The 16,669-nt window shown below is 40.2% G+C and carries 15 protein-coding genes; 9 read left to right on the forward strand and 6 right to left on the reverse strand.

Annotated features, from left to right (window positions below; genetic code table 11):
• Positions 1 to 94: 94 nt before the first annotated feature.
• From AACU33_RS29080 to AACU33_RS29095, 4 genes are all read right to left on the reverse strand, one after another.
• On the reverse strand, positions 95 to 322 hold the full coding sequence (locus AACU33_RS29080; RefSeq protein ID WP_096593458.1) for a hypothetical protein: 228 nt from the start codon (positions 320 to 322) through the stop codon (positions 95 to 97).
• Positions 312 to 560 (reverse strand): hypothetical protein, encoded by a 249-nt coding sequence (locus AACU33_RS29085; protein WP_096593461.1) that lies wholly within the window; start codon positions 558 to 560, stop codon positions 312 to 314. The genes AACU33_RS29080 and AACU33_RS29085 overlap by 11 nt, the downstream gene beginning before the upstream one ends.
• A gap of 263 nt (positions 561 to 823) precedes the next feature.
• Positions 824 to 1,615 carry a circadian clock KaiB family protein gene (locus AACU33_RS29090; protein WP_096593464.1) on the reverse strand — a complete coding sequence of 264 codons (792 nt, stop codon included), beginning with the start codon at positions 1,613 to 1,615 and terminating at the stop codon, positions 824 to 826.
• Between the two features lie 147 nt (positions 1,616 to 1,762).
• The gene (locus AACU33_RS29095) at positions 1,763 to 3,106 is read right to left on the reverse strand and encodes a type IV pilus twitching motility protein PilT (protein WP_096593467.1); all 1,344 of its coding nucleotides are present in this window, start codon (positions 3,104 to 3,106) and stop codon (positions 1,763 to 1,765) included.
• 714 nt (positions 3,107 to 3,820) lie between these two features.
• Between AACU33_RS29095 and AACU33_RS29100 the strand changes: the two genes are divergently transcribed.
• The 3 genes from AACU33_RS29100 (at position 3,821) to AACU33_RS29110 (ending at position 6,265) form a co-directional block, all read left to right on the forward strand.
• Positions 3,821 to 4,195: a hypothetical protein gene (locus AACU33_RS29100; RefSeq protein WP_096593469.1), complete on the forward strand. Its 375-nt coding sequence runs from the start codon at positions 3,821 to 3,823 to the stop codon at positions 4,193 to 4,195.
• Between the two features lie 190 nt (positions 4,196 to 4,385).
• Entirely contained in the window at positions 4,386 to 5,501 is a 1,116-nt protein-coding gene (gene wecB / locus AACU33_RS29105) for a non-hydrolyzing UDP-N-acetylglucosamine 2-epimerase (protein ID WP_096593472.1), read from the forward strand.
• A 572-nt stretch (positions 5,502 to 6,073) separates the two neighbouring features.
• Positions 6,074 to 6,265: a hypothetical protein gene (locus tag AACU33_RS29110; RefSeq protein WP_096593474.1), complete on the forward strand. Its 192-nt coding sequence runs from the start codon at positions 6,074 to 6,076 to the stop codon at positions 6,263 to 6,265.
• A gap of 342 nt (positions 6,266 to 6,607) precedes the next feature.
• Here AACU33_RS29110 and AACU33_RS29115 read toward each other — a convergent pair whose 3' ends face one another.
• Both AACU33_RS29115 and AACU33_RS29120 read right to left on the reverse strand, forming a co-directional pair.
• Entirely contained in the window at positions 6,608 to 7,651 is a 1,044-nt protein-coding gene (locus tag AACU33_RS29115; protein ID WP_096593477.1) for an adenosine deaminase, read from the reverse strand.
• A gap of 231 nt (positions 7,652 to 7,882) precedes the next feature.
• Positions 7,883 to 10,417 (reverse strand): PAS domain S-box protein, encoded by a 2,535-nt coding sequence (locus AACU33_RS29120; RefSeq protein ID WP_339376356.1) that lies wholly within the window; start codon positions 10,415 to 10,417, stop codon positions 7,883 to 7,885.
• Between the two features lie 885 nt (positions 10,418 to 11,302).
• Here AACU33_RS29120 and AACU33_RS29125 point away from each other — a divergent pair.
• The 6 genes from AACU33_RS29125 to AACU33_RS29150 all read left to right on the forward strand — a co-directional run bounded on the left by AACU33_RS29125 (position 11,303) and on the right by AACU33_RS29150 (position 16,664).
• A complete protein-coding gene (locus tag AACU33_RS29125) occupies positions 11,303 to 12,646 on the forward strand; it encodes an adenylosuccinate synthase (RefSeq protein ID WP_096593482.1) in 1,344 nt (447 codons plus the stop codon).
• Between the two features lie 139 nt (positions 12,647 to 12,785).
• Positions 12,786 to 13,082 (forward strand): 50S ribosomal protein L25, encoded by a 297-nt coding sequence (rplY, locus tag AACU33_RS29130; RefSeq protein ID WP_096593485.1) that lies wholly within the window; start codon positions 12,786 to 12,788, stop codon positions 13,080 to 13,082.
• A 184-nt stretch (positions 13,083 to 13,266) separates the two neighbouring features.
• Positions 13,267 to 14,808 (forward strand): bifunctional aminoglycoside phosphotransferase/ATP-binding protein, encoded by a 1,542-nt coding sequence (locus AACU33_RS29135; protein WP_096593488.1) that lies wholly within the window; start codon positions 13,267 to 13,269, stop codon positions 14,806 to 14,808.
• 16 nt (positions 14,809 to 14,824) lie between these two features.
• Positions 14,825 to 15,325 (forward strand): hypothetical protein, encoded by a 501-nt coding sequence (locus AACU33_RS29140; protein WP_096593491.1) that lies wholly within the window; start codon positions 14,825 to 14,827, stop codon positions 15,323 to 15,325.
• Positions 15,326 to 15,535: 210 nt separating this feature from the next.
• A complete protein-coding gene (locus AACU33_RS29145) occupies positions 15,536 to 16,327 on the forward strand; it encodes a YdcF family protein (RefSeq protein ID WP_096593495.1) in 792 nt (263 codons plus the stop codon).
• Positions 16,328 to 16,442: 115 nt separating this feature from the next.
• The gene (locus tag AACU33_RS29150; RefSeq protein ID WP_096593498.1) at positions 16,443 to 16,664 is read left to right on the forward strand and encodes a hypothetical protein; all 222 of its coding nucleotides are present in this window, start codon (positions 16,443 to 16,445) and stop codon (positions 16,662 to 16,664) included.
• Positions 16,665 to 16,669 lie beyond the last annotated feature (5 nt).

A 16,669-nucleotide genomic window follows, 5' to 3' on the forward strand; every position in this document is an offset into this window, starting at 1 on the left:
GGTTCAGTGTACTTTTCAACACGGTATTTGACTCTTTTCTGTTATTTTCTCCAGGCATAATTCAGCAACTTTTAGTTGTAATTAAAAAAAATTTCTAAACATGATATGCAGTCAACACAGTATTTTTATCAGGACTATAAATAGATTCAACCCTTGGATAATGATCGTGCGACCACCATACTTTTATTCTCCCACCTTGCGCTGGAGCAGTTCCTACTTCAAAATATCCAGCGTTAATCATCAGTTTTTCAAACTCGCTTGACGGTAACGTTGTACTGGTAAATGCTGCTATACCCTGTATTGTATGTTTATCAAGCGTCATAGCTACCCTGATAACTTGTAAATATTTTGTATCCAGGTAGTACTATTCCGATACCTATAGAACTGTGAATTTTACCAGGATATTTGTAGGGGTTATCATCGGGGATTGTACCGCCAATTCTAATAGTGAAATATGGACACCAAAAATAGAATCCTGGTATCAGTAAGTCCATACTATAAGCGATAGCTCTGAGGTTTTCGTTATTAGTTTTAACTTCTTTTTCACGTTCAGTTTTCATTTTTACTAATCCTCAGTATTTTTACTTTTTCTGTCACTGCCCCTAGTTTCACCTAAAGGGATTTCATAATTATCAATAATATTTATTTCTTTTATAGAGTTAAATAAATCATCTTTTAACCAACTATTATCCAAAACATCGTGTTTTTTGCGTGTTCGGTTATTTTTTCAACGCTCAGAGAATCTAAACTATAGGTAGCATTTTTACGTAATCTTGCTCAGACTCTCAGTAGTTGGCGAGAACGCTGGAAAACTATACTATCTTTAAAATTTTTCTTGAGTACCTAACATTTGTAAAATTTTTTCTACACGATCCAAATCTCCAACTAAGCGGCGAATTGGTTGCGGCCAAACTTTGACTAGGGTAGGCGTAGCCGTAACCTGATCGATTTCTGCTTGTTCGGGATTAGTCAAAACATCAACAACTTTGAGAGTGTAAGGTTGGGCGAGCGATCGCTCTAATAATTCGTGTAAATTATGCAATATACGTTCGGTAGCTGCACTATGTCCCGCCACAAACAAGCGCAGCACATAGGCTTGGGTTTTTAATGGTAAATTCTGCGGCTTTTTAGGAACGCGATCGTCTGGAAAAGTGGGTTCAGCAACATCTAATTGCACAATTAAGTCATGGTCTTCCCAAAGTTGGGGAAATGAAGAGCGATAAGTTGCTAAGACCATGCGATCGCACAATCCATCCTGCCAAGGTGCTGCTTGCCATACTAAATTTCCTGTGCCAAAAATAGCATTTAGTAAAGCCTGATGTCTCAAAACCGCTGGATAAGCTTCAGCAAAAGTTCGTACTTGTTGCGTACGCGGATCTAACCAATGATCGACAGTCGCAGTGTAACAAGGAACTAAAAAATGTGGCGGTTCTGGTAAGTCTAATATTTCTTGTAAAGCTGCACACAAATGCAAATGCCATCGACCTTGTTTACTGGGGTCGATGCTATAAATCAAATCTCCTCCCGGTGTAAATAGGGCAATACCTTTAAATAGCTGGGTTTGAGATAGTTTGCCTGTATTCAAGTCAGTTCGGGGAAGTAATGAATTTAACATTTATGGGCATAGGGCATCGGGCAAACAAGGAGTGTGGGAGGATGGGGGAGAACGCTCAAAAGAAAGTGTTGTTCATTTCTCCCCACACTCCCCACACTTCCCACACTCCCTCATCCCCCTCATATCCTCCGCCCTCTGCTTTCTTCTTTAAACTCTTCCTCGGAGAAACTGCGCCATTTCGTTAGGAGTTGGTGACATTTCCAAGGCTGTTTCTTCAGTGATGCGCCCGTCTTGGTAGAGGTTATACAATGACTGATTCATTGTAACCATGCCATCAAAGCTGGCTTGTTTCATCAGTTCGGTAATTTCGTCATATTTACCGTCTTTGATCCATTCCTTAATTGCCTCGGTGTTAATTAGGATATCGTGGAATGCAGCTCGCTTGCCATCAGTTGTGCGACACAAACCTTGGGCAATCACCGCCACTAGAGACTCAGAAATTGCCACCCGCATGGCATCTTGTTCTTCGCCAGAGTAGAGATTGAGTATCCGTTCAATGGTTTTCACCGCACTATTTGTGTGTAGGGTTCCCATTACTAAGTGACCAGTCTGAGCAGCTTTTAAGGCTGTGTTAACTGTTTCTTTATCCCGCATTTCACCCACTAGAATCAAATCTGGGTCTTCCCGCAAAGCTGCTTTTAAAGCGTTATCAAATTTGCGGGTGTGCATTCCCACTTCCCGTTGTTTAATCAACGATTTTTGACTTCTATGGACAAATTCAATTGGGTCTTCGATGGTAATGATGTGCTTCGGCATTTCTTTATTGATATAGTCAATCATTGCCGCCATCGTTGTGGATTTACCCGAACCAGTAGGCCCAGTAACCAAAATTAAACCTTTATGAACGTGACAGATATCTCGAAACACTGGGGGTAATCGCAATTGATCTATTGTTAAGATTTTTAGCGGAATTAACCGCAGTACCATTGCATAGCCCTTCAAAGAGTCGAAGATATTAATCCGTACGCGAGCAAAATCGTACTGGGTTGCACCATCAAATTCTAAATGTTCTTCAAAGCGTTGAATTTCTCCCTCTGTTAAAACCTCCCGCATCCAACCGATAAAAGTTTCTTTATCAGTTTCTGGATAATTTGTTGTTTCAATTTCGCCGCGGTTACGAAAGCGGGGTACTTCACCTACACCCAGGTGAACGTCAGAAAAACCTTTATCGTAAGCTTCTTGAATCAGGTGTTCTAATTTTAGTCCCGGACTACTGCTTTGCTTTGCTGCAACGCTAGGAATTGGCGGTGGAGCACCAGGACGATGAGCCGCAACAGGTGTAGTAGCAGAAGTAGATGGCGGCGGTGGTGAAGGTGGTGCTGGGGGAACTCCGGGGTAGTTTGACATATCCAACGTTTGTGTAGCTTGACGTTGTGTACTTAACGTTGGTGGTGGTGGCGCTGGCGGTGGTACTGGTGGTGCTGGCGGTGGCGGTGGTGCAGGACGTGTAGCAGCTGAGTTGGAACTTGGTGGACGCTGTAAGTCTGTCATAAATGTTTACAATGAGGCGAACAAAAATAAATTAGAAACAAATGAGCTATAGATGCCTTGAGAGGGCTTAAAGGTATAGCAGTCGGCGTCTGTTGACTCAGTACGTCAAGCAACAGTCAGTTTCGATTTATGACTACTATTAGTATTTTTTTTGACTAGCTTAATGTCGCTTATTATTTCAATGTTTTTTTATAACTCAATATAAACCTGTTTAACATACTCAAACCCTTTGTAAGCATCAGTAAATATTCTGCTTATATTAAGTATTTAAAGTGACATTAAACTTAATAGTAAATACTTTTCTATGTTTAGATGAGAAATTTCATTTAGAGATAGACAAAACTTGTTAGTAATTAACCCAAAAACATTAACTGATATTTTATTCAGCCCCGTTTCGGAATTATGAGAACAAAAGTATCTTATTATAAGAAATGTTAAGCAAAGTAGAAGTCAGACCTCTACAACATACTTCTATAGCAAACAAGTTTTAGCTTATATACCTCTAGATAGATGATGATCCCCAGCTTTTTACCTATATGTGAACTGGACATTTACATTCATAATTATAAAAAATAAACTGTAAACTTTAGTAAATAAATGCTCATCTTAGGAGTAGGTTTTTATATACTGAACTTCTAATTAAATAGTTCAGTTTACTCGTGAGAGCGAGATATCTGGAATCAAATTTTTGCTGTGTATTTGGGAGGAAAAGTCATGGTTTCGGCTGAAAGCTCTAATCTCGGAAAGACCTACTCCTTGTTAATGATCAAGAGTTTTTTGATCTGGACTTTCACATTGGCAGTTTGTTTGTTGGTTGTCGGGTTCCCGTTAGTTGTTTTGATGGCTACGGTCGGGTGTCTGTTGTCGATTGTGTTGCAATCTGTGATGCCTGTTAGTGCTGTTTTGCTTGTAGCAGGCGGTTTGATTATGTTTAATGTGATGGCAGTTCTGTTTGCCGCTGGAGTACTAACTGCTAAGGGAGTACATCCAAAACAAATCAAATGGTTGAGTTGGTTGCATGGTGAAGCAGAAGAAATGCAGACTACTGTCTACGCCGCTTGCCCCTTAACTTGCGATCTCAAAATGTAATTGCTGAATTCGACAAACAGTACATCTGCCCGGTTAAGCCGGGTTTTTTCATGTTTATTTGTCAGAAGTCAAGAGTCATTTGGACTTTGTAGTTATCCTTTGTAGTTAAGTGATTAACTCATCACTGTTGACTTATCACTATTGAATAACCATGATTGACTATTGACCAATGACCAATGACCAATGACTAATGACTAATCAAAAACGAGTTTATATAATTTTAGGTACTCGTCCCGAGGCGATTAAACTAGCTCCGGTAATTCAAGTCTTTCAAAGGTCTCCAGATTTTGAGTCACAAGTAATTCTGACTGGACAGCATCGTGAAATGGTTGAACAAGTAATGCAGCTGTTCAATCTGAAAGCAGATAATGACTTGGAGATTATGCAGCCTCAGCAATCTTTAAGTGACATTACCTGTCGCAGTCTGCGAGGTTTAGAAGCTTTATTTCATCAAAGCAAGCCAGATTTAGTCATAGTTCAGGGAGATACGACTACAGCTTTTGCTGCTGCTTTGGCGGCATTTTATCAAAAAATTCCTGTAGGTCATGTGGAAGCTGGATTAAGAACTGATGATTTATTTAATCCTTATCCTGAAGAAGCTAACCGACGGCTGATTTCGCAACTTACCCAACTGCATTTTGCACCAACTCCGCTGGCGGTAGAAAACTTAAAGCATTCTGGTGTTTTGGGTGAAATTCATTTGACGGGTAACACTGTGATTGACGCACTGTTAAATGTGGCTGCAACTCAACCAGCTTGTAATGTACCAGGCTTAGACTGGTCATCATATCGCACGTTGCTAGCAACAGTTCATCGCCGAGAGAATTGGGGAGAACCATTACAAGGAATTGCTGAAGGGTTTTTACAAATATTAGATAAGTTTCCAGATACAGCCTTGCTGTTACCGCTACACCGCAATCCTACGGTAAGAGAACCATTACAAGCACTTTTGGGAGAACATCCCCGCATTTTTTTGACAGAACCTTTAGACTATGCTGAATTGGTAGGTGCGATCGCGCGATCGCATTTTTTACTAACTGACTCTGGTGGATTGCAAGAAGAAGCACCCAGCCTTGGTAAGCCTGTACTAGTTCTTCGAGAAACTACAGAAAGACCAGAAGCTGTGGCTGCGGGTACAGCTAAACTGGTAGGAACACAAAGTGAAAATATTGTTGCGGCTGCGGCTGAGTTGCTAAGTAACCCAATAGCTTATGAAACTATGGCCAACGCAATTAATCCTTTTGGAGATGGTAAAGCTGCCGAGCGCATCTTGAAAATTGTGAAAGATTACTTAACAATTGCCTAAACAATGTTGTCAGATTCCATCTTGTGAAGCACCCACAGCGAATAAACCTTGTCAGTATCCAAATTTTTGGACAGTCCCAGTATCGCGCTTACCGACATCCTGCCCATGACTGAAGTTTAAAGGCTCATACTTTAATTCCAATTTTTTGGACTGTCTTGCTTAGACTACTTCAGCAGAATTTAGCTATTAGTTTGGGAATTGATTCCAAAGCACGATCTTTGAAAGTTTAGGTAATGGCAAGGGCTGGGGCTAAAATTGCTTCTAATGCTCTCGATCCTCAAGTCGTCAAAGCCTTTCAGCTAAAACCACGCGAGTGTCTTATTTGGCGTGGGATGTTTCTCACAATAAGTACATTAACATATTTTGATAGCTATAAGTGTCATTTTTGCTTGTTCATCTATTAAAAATAAATTCTCAAAATTGAGTCTTTAAAATGAGTTAAACTGTGTGTAGGAGCAGATAAAATATTGGTAGATATCGGTAACAAATCTTAATCAAATATTTGAGAACATACAAGCTATTTACATGGTTTTTGCCAAAACATATAAACGCAACTGAAGGATATAACTATTATGCATAAAGAATATATGGAGATTTTAGAAGGATTAATTGACAAATTAACATTATCCGCAATATTGGAAATGTTAGAACGAATATGCCACAAAAAAGCAGAAAATATGAGAACTCATTGGCAAGATGAGACTTCAGCAAAGCTGTGGGAGAAAGCTGCAAGACAGATAGAACAGATAAATGTTGATGTTTGATTAAAGAATCAAAATTGTACGTGAAAATCAGGATAGTAGGGATCGCTAAATTTGATTTAGGCTTGTTATATATTGGCCAACCTAAAACCAGGCAGTTGTTTCGTCACCATCAATAATAATGAATCCCAATTTCCTATTTCCTATCTTGCAACTGAAAGGAATAAAAGAATTTGGTCAAGAATATTGGCAGAATTTCCTTGATTGTATGCCTATAGTTGATATTGAATGTCTTAAATAATAACAATATTCAAGCTCTCTAGATAAATCTAGAGAGCTTAATAGTTTAGAATTTTGGGAAGGGTGTTGACCCTTAACTCAAAAATATTTTTCAGAAGTAATTGATTAATCCCTCATTGCTAAAACTTTCGGGGGTTCAGGTTTTAGCAATCCATTCAATAGAGATGCAGGACGTTCGCCGTGAGGCCAAGCAAATGCATGACGGAAAGCTGCATCCTGACAAGCTTGCAACTGTTTAAAGTTAATAATGTCGTATGTCAAAAGATTTTCATACTCAAATGGCAGACGTACATTGTGCAAACCAGCATTATCCGTACAAATAGCAATGTCTACGCCAGTTTCAAAACAGCGGTCAAAAACTAACTTGAGTTGACGTATATCTTGTAAAGTACCTGTTTTTAGATAAGTTGTCGGGCAAACCTCTAAACATTGCTTTCTTTTAGCTATATCTGGGAGTAGCTCAGGATACAATAGCGGAATTTGAATTCCGTGACCAATTCGCTTCAAATAAGGTAAAAGTTGGGTGTAACAACCTGCGGTAGTTTCGTAAAGATGTCCGGTAGTCTTAATACCTAAAGAGCAGGCATAATCATACAGGTTCATCCATTCTTCCAAACGTTCAGCGTAGTAACTATCACCCCCAGCGATGTCTACTGCACAGACATACTGTTTGTTTTGCACCGCCAAATCAATAATTGCTTTATTCACCTCATAAGGTAAACGCGAGTGCATACAGAGAATTTGGCTAGTCACAATTGGATATTCTTCCAACTGACTGGCTTTTCCCACAACTTCTATAATTTCTGCCATCTTGTCAATTCTTTCGGATTGACTTAAATGTTCAGGTGTTCGCAGATAGGGAGTGTAACGCAGTTCCAAATAAGCCAAATTCTCAAATATATAAGCACCCCGTAGCAAGCGATAGATAAAGTAAGGCAAAGTTTCTACAGTCTGCACGCTTTCTACTAAGGTATGCAATTCTAGATACTCATCTAGGGTGTTGCGCGGTCTTGTATAAAAGTCTTCAAATTCAGGATAGTCCGCAAATCGGGAAATCAATTGTGATGCATGTCTCTCGAAATAACGCCATAACACACGAGGTACAACCGAACCGCCCAAATGCCGATGCAATTCAGCGTATAAAGCCATAGTGGTTTTTTCGGGAAAAATTTTAATAATCTTAACAATAAGATAGCGAAAAAAAATCTCTATCCGCAGGAATATTCGTAAAACTATTGTTAATTTATGACTTTGACCAATTTCAGCACTGAGTCATTTGTCATTGGTCATTTGTGATTTAACCCAGATCTCCCCTTTCTTTATCCCTCTTATCCTTGATTAACATATGGTAATGAAAAATCTTCAGTGGGGTCGCGTGATTTACAACTCAGCACTCATAAGTTTGACTGCGCTAATTGTTTGCAATAACTCTTTAGTAGTGCAGGGTTTGGATAAAAATGCTCTTACACCCATGTTAGCGGCTTCTCTCTTGGTTTGAGTTGATAACAGCCCACTCATGACAATAATTTTGACATAGGGATTAATTTTTTTTAGCTGGTGAATAGCGATCGCACCATCCATCTCTGGCATCATCAGATCGAGCAACACTGCACTAATTTGTTGTTGGTACTGAGCATACAATGCTACTGCTTCTATACCATTACTAGCTGTTAAAACCCGATAATTATATGTTTCCAAAGATGATTTGGTAATTTCTCGAATTCCTGCTTCATCATCGACTACCAAAATTAATTCTCTATTTCCTGTTGTGGCTTCAAGTTCAGGAGCATTAGCTATTTGAGTACGATTGACTATTGCGGGTAAGTAAACTGTAAATTGAGTACCTTTGCCAATTTCACTATCAATATTTACAAAACCATTGTGGTTTTTAATAATACCTAAAGCTGTAGACAATCCTAAACCTGTACCTTTGCCTAGGTCTTTGGTGGTAAAAAATGGCTCAAAAATACGTTCTTGAATTTCTGGCGATATCCCCATACCTGTATCGATGACAGAAATCGCCACATAGGAACCTGCTTGAGCATTCATATTTAACTGCACATACTTCTCATCAATAACCAAATTCTCCCCTACAATTTTTAAAATGCCGCCCTCTGGCATGGCATCGCGAGCATTAACTACCAGGTTCATGAGTACTTGATGCAGTTGGGTGGGATTTCCAAACACATACCAGAGATTTTCGGATACATCTACATCACAGGTAATGGATTTGGGAAAAGTTTGGTTGACGATCTGCTCAATTTCTTGTATTAATTGCCTAACTTGTACGATTGTCCGTTTGCCTTCAATACCCCGTGCAAAAGACAAAACTTGCTTGAGTAAACTAGCGCCGCGTTTGACGTTATTTTCTAGGGTTTGTAGTATGCGTTGACTTTGTTGGTCGTGCAATTTCATCTGCAATAACTCAACTGACATTAACACTGGAGCTAGTACATTGTTAAGGTCGTGAGCGATTCCGCCAGCAAGAGTTCCAATACTCTCTAAGCGTTGCGATCGCAAAAGTTGTGCTTCTAATTGTTTTTGCTGAGTAATTTCTGTACTAACACTGAGAATTGATTTTGGTTGATTTTTTTCATCCCGCATCAGTGTCCAGCGGCTTTCAACGATAATTTCTCTACCATCTTTTGTTAGGTGCTGCAATTCGCCTCGCCATTCACCTGTGTGGATGACTTGAAAAAATGCATCTTGTAGCTGTGGTGAAGTTTTTTTATACAAAAGCTCTACAACATTTTTACCCACAGTTTCCTCAAGCTTCCAGCCGTAGATACGTTCAGCACCTTTATTCCAAAATAATATTTGATTGTGAATATTTCTGACTAAAATCGCATCGGTTGCGACATCTAAAAGTGCGGCTTGTTCGCGGATTTTCTGTTCTGCTTGTTGGCGTTTAGTAATATCTCGCGTCACTGCTAAATGCAGAAATGTACCATCGGATTCGTTACGCAGCGGTACAGCATGAGTTTCCATCCAGCGACGAGTACCTCTAAATCCAACGATTTCAAACTCTAAAGTACCCTTTTCTCCTTGACAAACACGTTCGTGCAAAGCCAAAAAAGCTTCTTTATATTCTGGTGCGATCGCAGCATCAATTGGCTTACCAATCAAGCCTTCAGCACTTTCTAACTCAATCATTGCCAGTCCAGAAGCATTAATTTCTAAGAGAGTACCATCCCTTGCAATTAACTTAATACATTCTGGTTCTGCATCTATAATCGCTCGCAGACGATTCTCACTTTGGCGTAAATTCAATTCTGTCTGCTGAAGTCGGTTTACATAACGCCACAACAAATCATATAACAATGCAACTAATAATAAATCTATGAAAGCAGCCAATAAAAATGTGGTAATCGAATTGTAAGCATTTGCTTGCGACTGCTGACTCTGCTGTTGTAATATTTTTTGTTCTGCTTCTAGTTTGTCGTAAATTAACTTTTGAATATCATTGCTCAACATTTGATAGTTATCAGAAATAACTAATTTCTGAACAGCATTCAATCCTTGCTGCTGAGAAATAGAAATTTCCAGTTCCAATATTTTGAGTTTGTAAGTAATTTTCTCCTCAAGTACAGAAATTAGTTGCTGATTTTGAGAAGCCTGAGTTAACTTTTTCAGAATCTGGATATTGTTATCAGTCTGTTTTCGCGCTTCAAGATAAGCTGTTAAATTTTCTGCATTTGCAGTTAGGAGATAGCTACGTTGTGCAATTTCAGCATTTTGCAGTTTTGCATATAGAGTTTCTAATTGAGTAATAATTTCCTGGGACTGTGTCACCCATTGCTGTTTGTGAATCAGCTTTGTAGTTGTACTGTAGGAAACTACAGCATTAGTGAATAAAACTGCCAAGACCAGAATAAATACTACTCTCAGCTTTTGGATGACAGACCATTTCATCATGCGATCGCCCTTTATGCGGCAGATATCCCTATTCGTTAAAATTAAAGATTAAAAATCAAATCCCTAACAGAAGTCAAGAATCTGGACAGCACTAGCAATACAGCACGCTCTGTGATATGTGTTCAGCCATACACTAACATTGTTAACAACCACAGAAATACTTCACTTTCACCAATTATCGGGTAATCCTGAGACACAAAAGGCACTGAAAAAGTTCCTTTTATTGCCTAAGAATAATTTACATAAAAGCTTTGGGTTTCAATCAATGTTATTATCGCTACACTATTTACTCATAACTATCTAGATGCTGTTGGTCAATCTCAAAACTGTCAAAGTCAATCTATTCTAACTGATATTATTTATTTAAATATATATTTCCACTAAATCTGATTCAAAAAATTGATTTTCTAAGTTAAAATCAATTGCATTTTATACATAAGTATTGCATTTCAATTAATATGATGGTTGAAATATATTTTTTATACTAAATTTCAACTGTATAAAAGCATATAATCAAAAAATATGCCAAATAATTTGCAAGTTAATAACACACTTGATGCAAAATACATGTGTACTGATAACTAAATTACAGATTCTCGCTGAGTAAATTCATGACTCAGAAATTCCATAAAATGCCTCTAGATATAGCAATTTATTTCTGAAGCCAAACAGACTCATGAATCCAAAACGATTCTTGAATTTTTAGTCTTGACTCTGGACTAACCTTGTACGTAAGTATGCAGTGTTCGGGGCTAGGACTTGACTTAGTTGGTCTTTAGTTGCTGGTGAATTTATCTCAATAAGTATTCTGTACTGTGCTTGACATAGATAACAGAATATGTTGATAATTATTGTTTGTGGAAACTTTACCTATAAAATAAAAGCTTGGCTAACGTCATTGTCATAGGTGCCCAGTGGGGCGATGAAGGAAAAGGTAAAATAACAGACTTACTCAGCCGCTCCGCAGATGTTGTTGTACGTTACCAAGGGGGTGTCAACGCTGGACACACAATTGTAGTTAAAGGTCAAACCTTTAAGCTACATTTGATTCCCTCTGGTATTTTGTACCCAGATACCGAATGCATTATCGGCTGTGGTACAGTTATCGATCCGAAAGTCCTGATAGCAGAACTAGATCAACTAGAAAAACTAAATATTTCCACGAATAATCTGCTAATTTCTGAGACAGCCCATGTCACCATGCCTTATCATCGATTGATCGATCGGGCATCGGAAGAGCGACGGGGAAGCCACAAAATTGGCACTACTGGCCGAGGCATAGGGCCTACCTATGCTGATAAATCTGAGCGTACAGGCATCAGAGTTTTAGACTTGATGGACCCTCAGGGTTTACGCGACCAGTTAGAGTGGACGATTAATTATAAAAACGCAATTTTAGAAAAGCTTTACAACTTACCTCCTCTCGACCCAGAAGAGGTAATTGAAGAATATCTGGGGTATGCAGATCGCTTACGCCCTTACGTTGTTGATAGTTCGCTCAAGATTTACGATGCGATTCAACGGCGACGGAATATTTTGTTTGAAGGCGCACAAGGGACGCTCCTCGACCTAGATCATGGCACTTATCCCTACGTCACCTCCTCGAATCCAGTAGCAGGGGGGGCTTGCGTTGGCACCGGATTAGGGCCGACAATGATTGACCGGGTAATTGGGGTGTCGAAAGCTTACACAACACGAGTTGGTGAAGGGCCTTTTCCAACCGAACTACAAGGTGAATTGGGAGAATTGTTGTGCGATCGCGGTGCCGAATTTGGTACAACTACTGGTAGGAAGCGTCGCTGCGGCTGGTTTGATGCTGTGATCGGTCGCTATGCCGTTCGGATTAACGGCATGGACTGTCTAGCAATCACCAAACTAGATGTCCTCGATGAACTTGAGGAAATCAAAGTTTGTATCGCCTATGAAATAGATGGCGAACGCTGCGAACACTTCCCCACCAGTGCGCGTCAATTTGCCCGGTGTCGTCCCATCTACAAAACCTTACCAGGCTGGCAAGTATCTACAAGTAACTGCCGCGCCTTAGAAGACTTGCCACAGCAAGCCCTAGACTATCTAAAATTCTTAGCAGAATTGATGGAAGTCCCGATCGCGATCGTCTCCTTAGGAGCTAGCCGCGATCAAACCATAATTGTAGAAGACCCAATTCACGGGCCTAAACGTGCTTTATTGCACCCTGACGGTACTCCCGTCTCCTTACTCAGTGCTTAAAGCCAGTCATTAGTCATCAGTCATTAACAAATGACAAATGACAAATGACCAATGACCCTTCGGGTTCACCAGTTGTTCATGGGGGAAACCCCCAAGACCACACTGGTTCTCCAATGACAATTTACCACAAACAACTTGTATGGCTCTGACAGTCGAATCTAAAAAGCGACCAGAAGGTAGCAAGCCTAAGGCTTTGCGCCGTTCTGGATTAATCCCTGCCAATTTATACGGTCACAGCGGTGCCGAATCAATTTCCCTCGTAGTTGATGCTAAAACAGTTGAGCGCCTGCTTAAACACGCTGTTGTCAACAAAACAGAAGTTGAACTCAACATTCCGGAAATTCAGTGGAGTGGTAAAACCATAGTCCGAGAAGTTCAGTCCCATCCGGCTAAAGGTACAACCTACCACGTCAGCTTTTTTGCTGCCAAAAGCTAATTGCGGAAGATATTTAATCTTTCTTGCTACCTAAAGTTTGTCATAATTACTGATGATGCCAGGGGTAAAACCCTGGTTTTTTGTTAAGCTAGCAGCGTAAATAGCGAGAGCCAAAATTACAAATACCGAGAATTTGAAATAATTATCTGTGTTGATTGGCGGTTAAAAATTTAAATTAGAAATTATGACAGAAGCGACTATTCCAGCGTTAATTCAGCAAATGTTGCAGCCTGGATTTTATCCCCATGCTGTTCTCGAACCCATTCAATTGATTCAAACTCACGTTTCTTATGTACTGCTGACAGGTGATTATGTCTATAAAGTAAAAAAGCCCGTAAATTTTGGTTTTTTAGACTACTCAACTTTAGAGAAACGGGAACATTTTTGCCACGAAGAATTGCGGTTAAATCAGCGGGGTGCTGGAGAACTGTATTTAGAAGTGTTACCTATCACTCTGAACGGGGAGCAATACCATCTGGGAGGAACCGATGAACCTGTAGAATATGTGCTGAAGATGCGCCAGTTTCCTCAAGAAGTTTTGTTGAGCGCTCTATTTGAACAAGGTAAGTTAAATGAGACACAACTAGAGGAATTGGGAAGAGTAGTAGCTCAATACCATGCCAAAACTGAGACAAACGATTATATTAAGAGTTTTGGTGAAATACCGCAAGTTCGCGCTGCCTTTGACGAAAATTACGAGCAAACCGAGAAATATATACGTGGCCCTCAAACTCAAGTACAGTTTGACGAAACTAAAGCCTATACCGAGCGTTTTTTTGCAGAACGCTCAGAATTATTTGCTAGCAGAATTCAAAATAACTACATCCGCGAATGTCATGGAGATTTACATTTAAGAAATATTGCTCTATGGCATGACAAAATCATGCTGTTCGATTGCATTGAATTTAATGAGCCGTTTCGCTTTGTTGATGTCATGTTCGATATCGCCTATGCGGTTATGGATTTAGAAGCACAGCAGCGAAAAGACCTCAGTAATGCTTATTTGAATACTTATGTAGAACAGACCGGGGACTGGGAAGGGTTACAGATTTTACCCATATATTTAATTCGTCAGTCATATGTACGCGCAAAGGTGACATCATTTTTGTTAGACGATCCTGGTGTACCAGTAGCAGTCAAGGAAGAAGCGACAAAAACGGCAGCAAAATATTACACGCTAGCCTGGGAGTATACTAAACCCAAACAAGGGCAACTAATACTCATGTCGGGTTTATCTGGCTCTGGTAAAAGTACTACAGCGCGATATTTAGCCCGTCAACTAGGAGCAATTCACATTCGCTCAGATGCAGTTCGCAAACACTTAGCAGGAATTCCCTTATTAGAACGGGGTGGTGATGAAATATATACACCAGAGATGACGCAAAAAACTTATGCACGGTTGCTGGAATTAGGAATTATACTGGCTAATCAAGGTTTTTCTGTCATTTTGGATGCTAAGTATGACCGACAACATTTACGTCAAGAGGCAATTACCCAAGCCGAAAAACATCAAATACCTCTTCACATTGTTCAATGCACAGCGCCCTTAGAAGTTGTGCAAGAGCGTCTTCATAAACGTACTGGGGATATCGCTGATGCTACTGCCGATCTATTGACATCTCAACTGAAACAATTTGAAGAATTTGCCGACACAGAAAAACCCTACGTTAAGATTTGGGATACAACTCAGCCACAACAGGCACAATTGAAAGCAATAATTCCCTAATAGCTTTATTTATCTCATGGCACAGAAAAACGACTTGTTTAATTTTTCGCCAAACTTCCTATCGCAACTGATATTTGGCTTAATTTTAACCCTTGTATTGTCAATGACAGGGACATCTCTAACCCTGAGCATCTTTTTCGGTATCATGGGTGGCTTCACTTTAGGTTGGATCGCAGCAGCAGGCAAGAGTAGTGCCCAACCCCAGACTGTAGCTTCCTCTGATGGTATCGATGCAGCATTGAAATATTGGTTATTGTTCTTGATCGGTTTTCGTTGGTTAGGTTATCCAGCACCTATGAGTATTTTATTGGGGGCACTGGGTGCTTTAGGTGCAGGCTGGACGATCGCTTGGTGGGGAAGTAAAGAAGAAACGAGAGCTCAGCTACCACTAGAACCCACAGAAGAGGCAGAAGAAGACCAATCTAGTGCTAGAGGCACTGTCAAGCGGAGAAGAAAAGCTACACGGCGTTTCCGCCGGACATCTGGAGGTATCAATTTTAGATTTTGGGAACGGTGAAATTAGGTAATTGGTCAAGGGTCAATAGTCATTCTTACAAAGTTCTGTTCGTCACAGACGTTGGCGAAGCCATCGGAGGCAACCTCCGCTCGACGCCAGTTCGTTCAAGTCGGGAGACCCGCCTACACGACTGGCTCGACTTTGCGCTTTGTCATTTGCCATTGGTTATTTCTCCCTGGCGACCCTCATCTCTAGTTTCTAGCTTTCACTATGTTTTTATATCTTTCTAAGTTACTACCACTGTTTTTTTACCCGTTGGGATTGGCTTGTATCAGTTTGGTAGTGGCATTGATAACGTTATGGAAACGACCGCGCACGGCAGCATTTGCCATAGCTTTAGCTTTAATTTTATTGTTATTTTGCAGTAATGCTTGGGTTTCTCAATGGCTGGTGCGATCGCTAGAATGGCAAAATACAGCAACTAGCCAAATACCTAATGCAGAAGCCATTGTAGTTTTAGGTGGTGCTACTAAATCAGCTTTTTGGCCGCGACCTAGTGCCGATTTGAGCGAACAAGGCGATCGCGTGATTTATAGCGCTCAACTTTATCGCCAACAAAAAGCGCCTCTAATCATCCTCAGTGGCGGTAGAATCGATTGGCGTGGTGGTGGTGCCCCAGAATCGGCAGATATGGCCAATATTCTGACGTCTATTGGTATACCTACTGAGGCGATTGTCCAAGAACCTGATTCGCTTAATACCTATCAAAATGCTGTCAATGTCAAGAATATTTTACAATCTCGCAACATTCGCCGCATATTGTTGGTGACATCGGCAATGCATATGCCGCGATCGCTTAAAATTTTCCAGCGTCAAGGAATTGAAGCGATTCCTGCCCCGACTGATTTTCTCGTCAGCCAAGCTGAAATGCAAGAAATTGGCAGCAGTCCGAAAGCCGCTATATTGAATCTTTTACCTGATAGCGACAATTTAGACAAATTTACCAGAGCTTTAAAAGAGTACGTTGGTCTTTTGATTTATAGCTTGCGCGGTTGGCTATAAAAAAGTGCTGCGTATTCAAAATCAGCAACATGACACTTATAGTCAATCGCTATAATTTCAGTAGCCACAGGGTTTGGATTTTTAAATTTCTCAGGACTCAGCACTCCCTGAAATTATGTCTAAAAATTTACCTTATATTATCCCAGCAACTCCCAGTGAAGTTGATGAAACCTTTGCCACTTACCAAACAACTCACCAGTTTTACCATGAAGTTAGGGAGCGCTCAGAATTTCGCCAGCATTGTGAATGGTATTACAAAACCGCAATCCACCACCGTCAAGAGCTAGAAAAAATGCGCGGCGAACTGAATATTATGCGCTGGTTTCGCCGCTTTTGAAGAAT

The sequence above is a fragment of the Calothrix sp. NIES-2098 genome (genome assembly GCF_963875125.1).
Taxonomy (GTDB): Bacteria; Cyanobacteriota; Cyanobacteriia; order Cyanobacteriales; family Nostocaceae; genus Aulosira.

Excerpts from the sequence above, each read along its gene's own strand:
- wecB (WP_096593472.1), top strand. The coding sequence starts at position 4,386 with ATGACTAATCAAAAACGAGTTTATATAATTTTAGGTACTCGTCCCGAG.
- rplY (WP_096593485.1), top strand. The coding sequence starts at position 12,786 with ATGGCTCTGACAGTCGAATCTAAAAAGCGACCAGAAGGTAGCAAGCCT.
- AACU33_RS29140 (WP_096593491.1), top strand. The coding sequence starts at position 14,825 with ATGGCACAGAAAAACGACTTGTTTAATTTTTCGCCAAACTTCCTATCG.
- AACU33_RS29100 (WP_096593469.1), top strand. The coding sequence starts at position 3,821 with ATGGTTTCGGCTGAAAGCTCTAATCTCGGAAAGACCTACTCCTTGTTA.
- AACU33_RS29115 (WP_096593477.1), bottom strand. The coding sequence starts at position 7,651 with ATGGCTTTATACGCTGAATTGCATCGGCATTTGGGCGGTTCGGTTGTA.
- AACU33_RS29090 (WP_096593464.1), bottom strand. The coding sequence starts at position 1,615 with ATGTTAAATTCATTACTTCCCCGAACTGACTTGAATACAGGCAAACTA.
- AACU33_RS29085 (WP_096593461.1), bottom strand. The coding sequence starts at position 560 with ATGAAAACTGAACGTGAAAAAGAAGTTAAAACTAATAACGAAAACCTC.
- AACU33_RS29110 (WP_096593474.1), top strand. The coding sequence starts at position 6,074 with ATGCATAAAGAATATATGGAGATTTTAGAAGGATTAATTGACAAATTA.
- AACU33_RS29135 (WP_096593488.1), top strand. The coding sequence starts at position 13,267 with ATGACAGAAGCGACTATTCCAGCGTTAATTCAGCAAATGTTGCAGCCT.
- AACU33_RS29095 (WP_096593467.1), bottom strand. The coding sequence starts at position 3,106 with ATGACAGACTTACAGCGTCCACCAAGTTCCAACTCAGCTGCTACACGT.
- AACU33_RS29120 (WP_339376356.1), bottom strand. The coding sequence starts at position 10,417 with ATGATGAAATGGTCTGTCATCCAAAAGCTGAGAGTAGTATTTATTCTG.
- AACU33_RS29150 (WP_096593498.1), top strand. The coding sequence starts at position 16,443 with ATGTCTAAAAATTTACCTTATATTATCCCAGCAACTCCCAGTGAAGTT.
- AACU33_RS29080 (WP_096593458.1), bottom strand. The coding sequence starts at position 322 with ATGACGCTTGATAAACATACAATACAGGGTATAGCAGCATTTACCAGT.
- AACU33_RS29145 (WP_096593495.1), top strand. The coding sequence starts at position 15,536 with ATGTTTTTATATCTTTCTAAGTTACTACCACTGTTTTTTTACCCGTTG.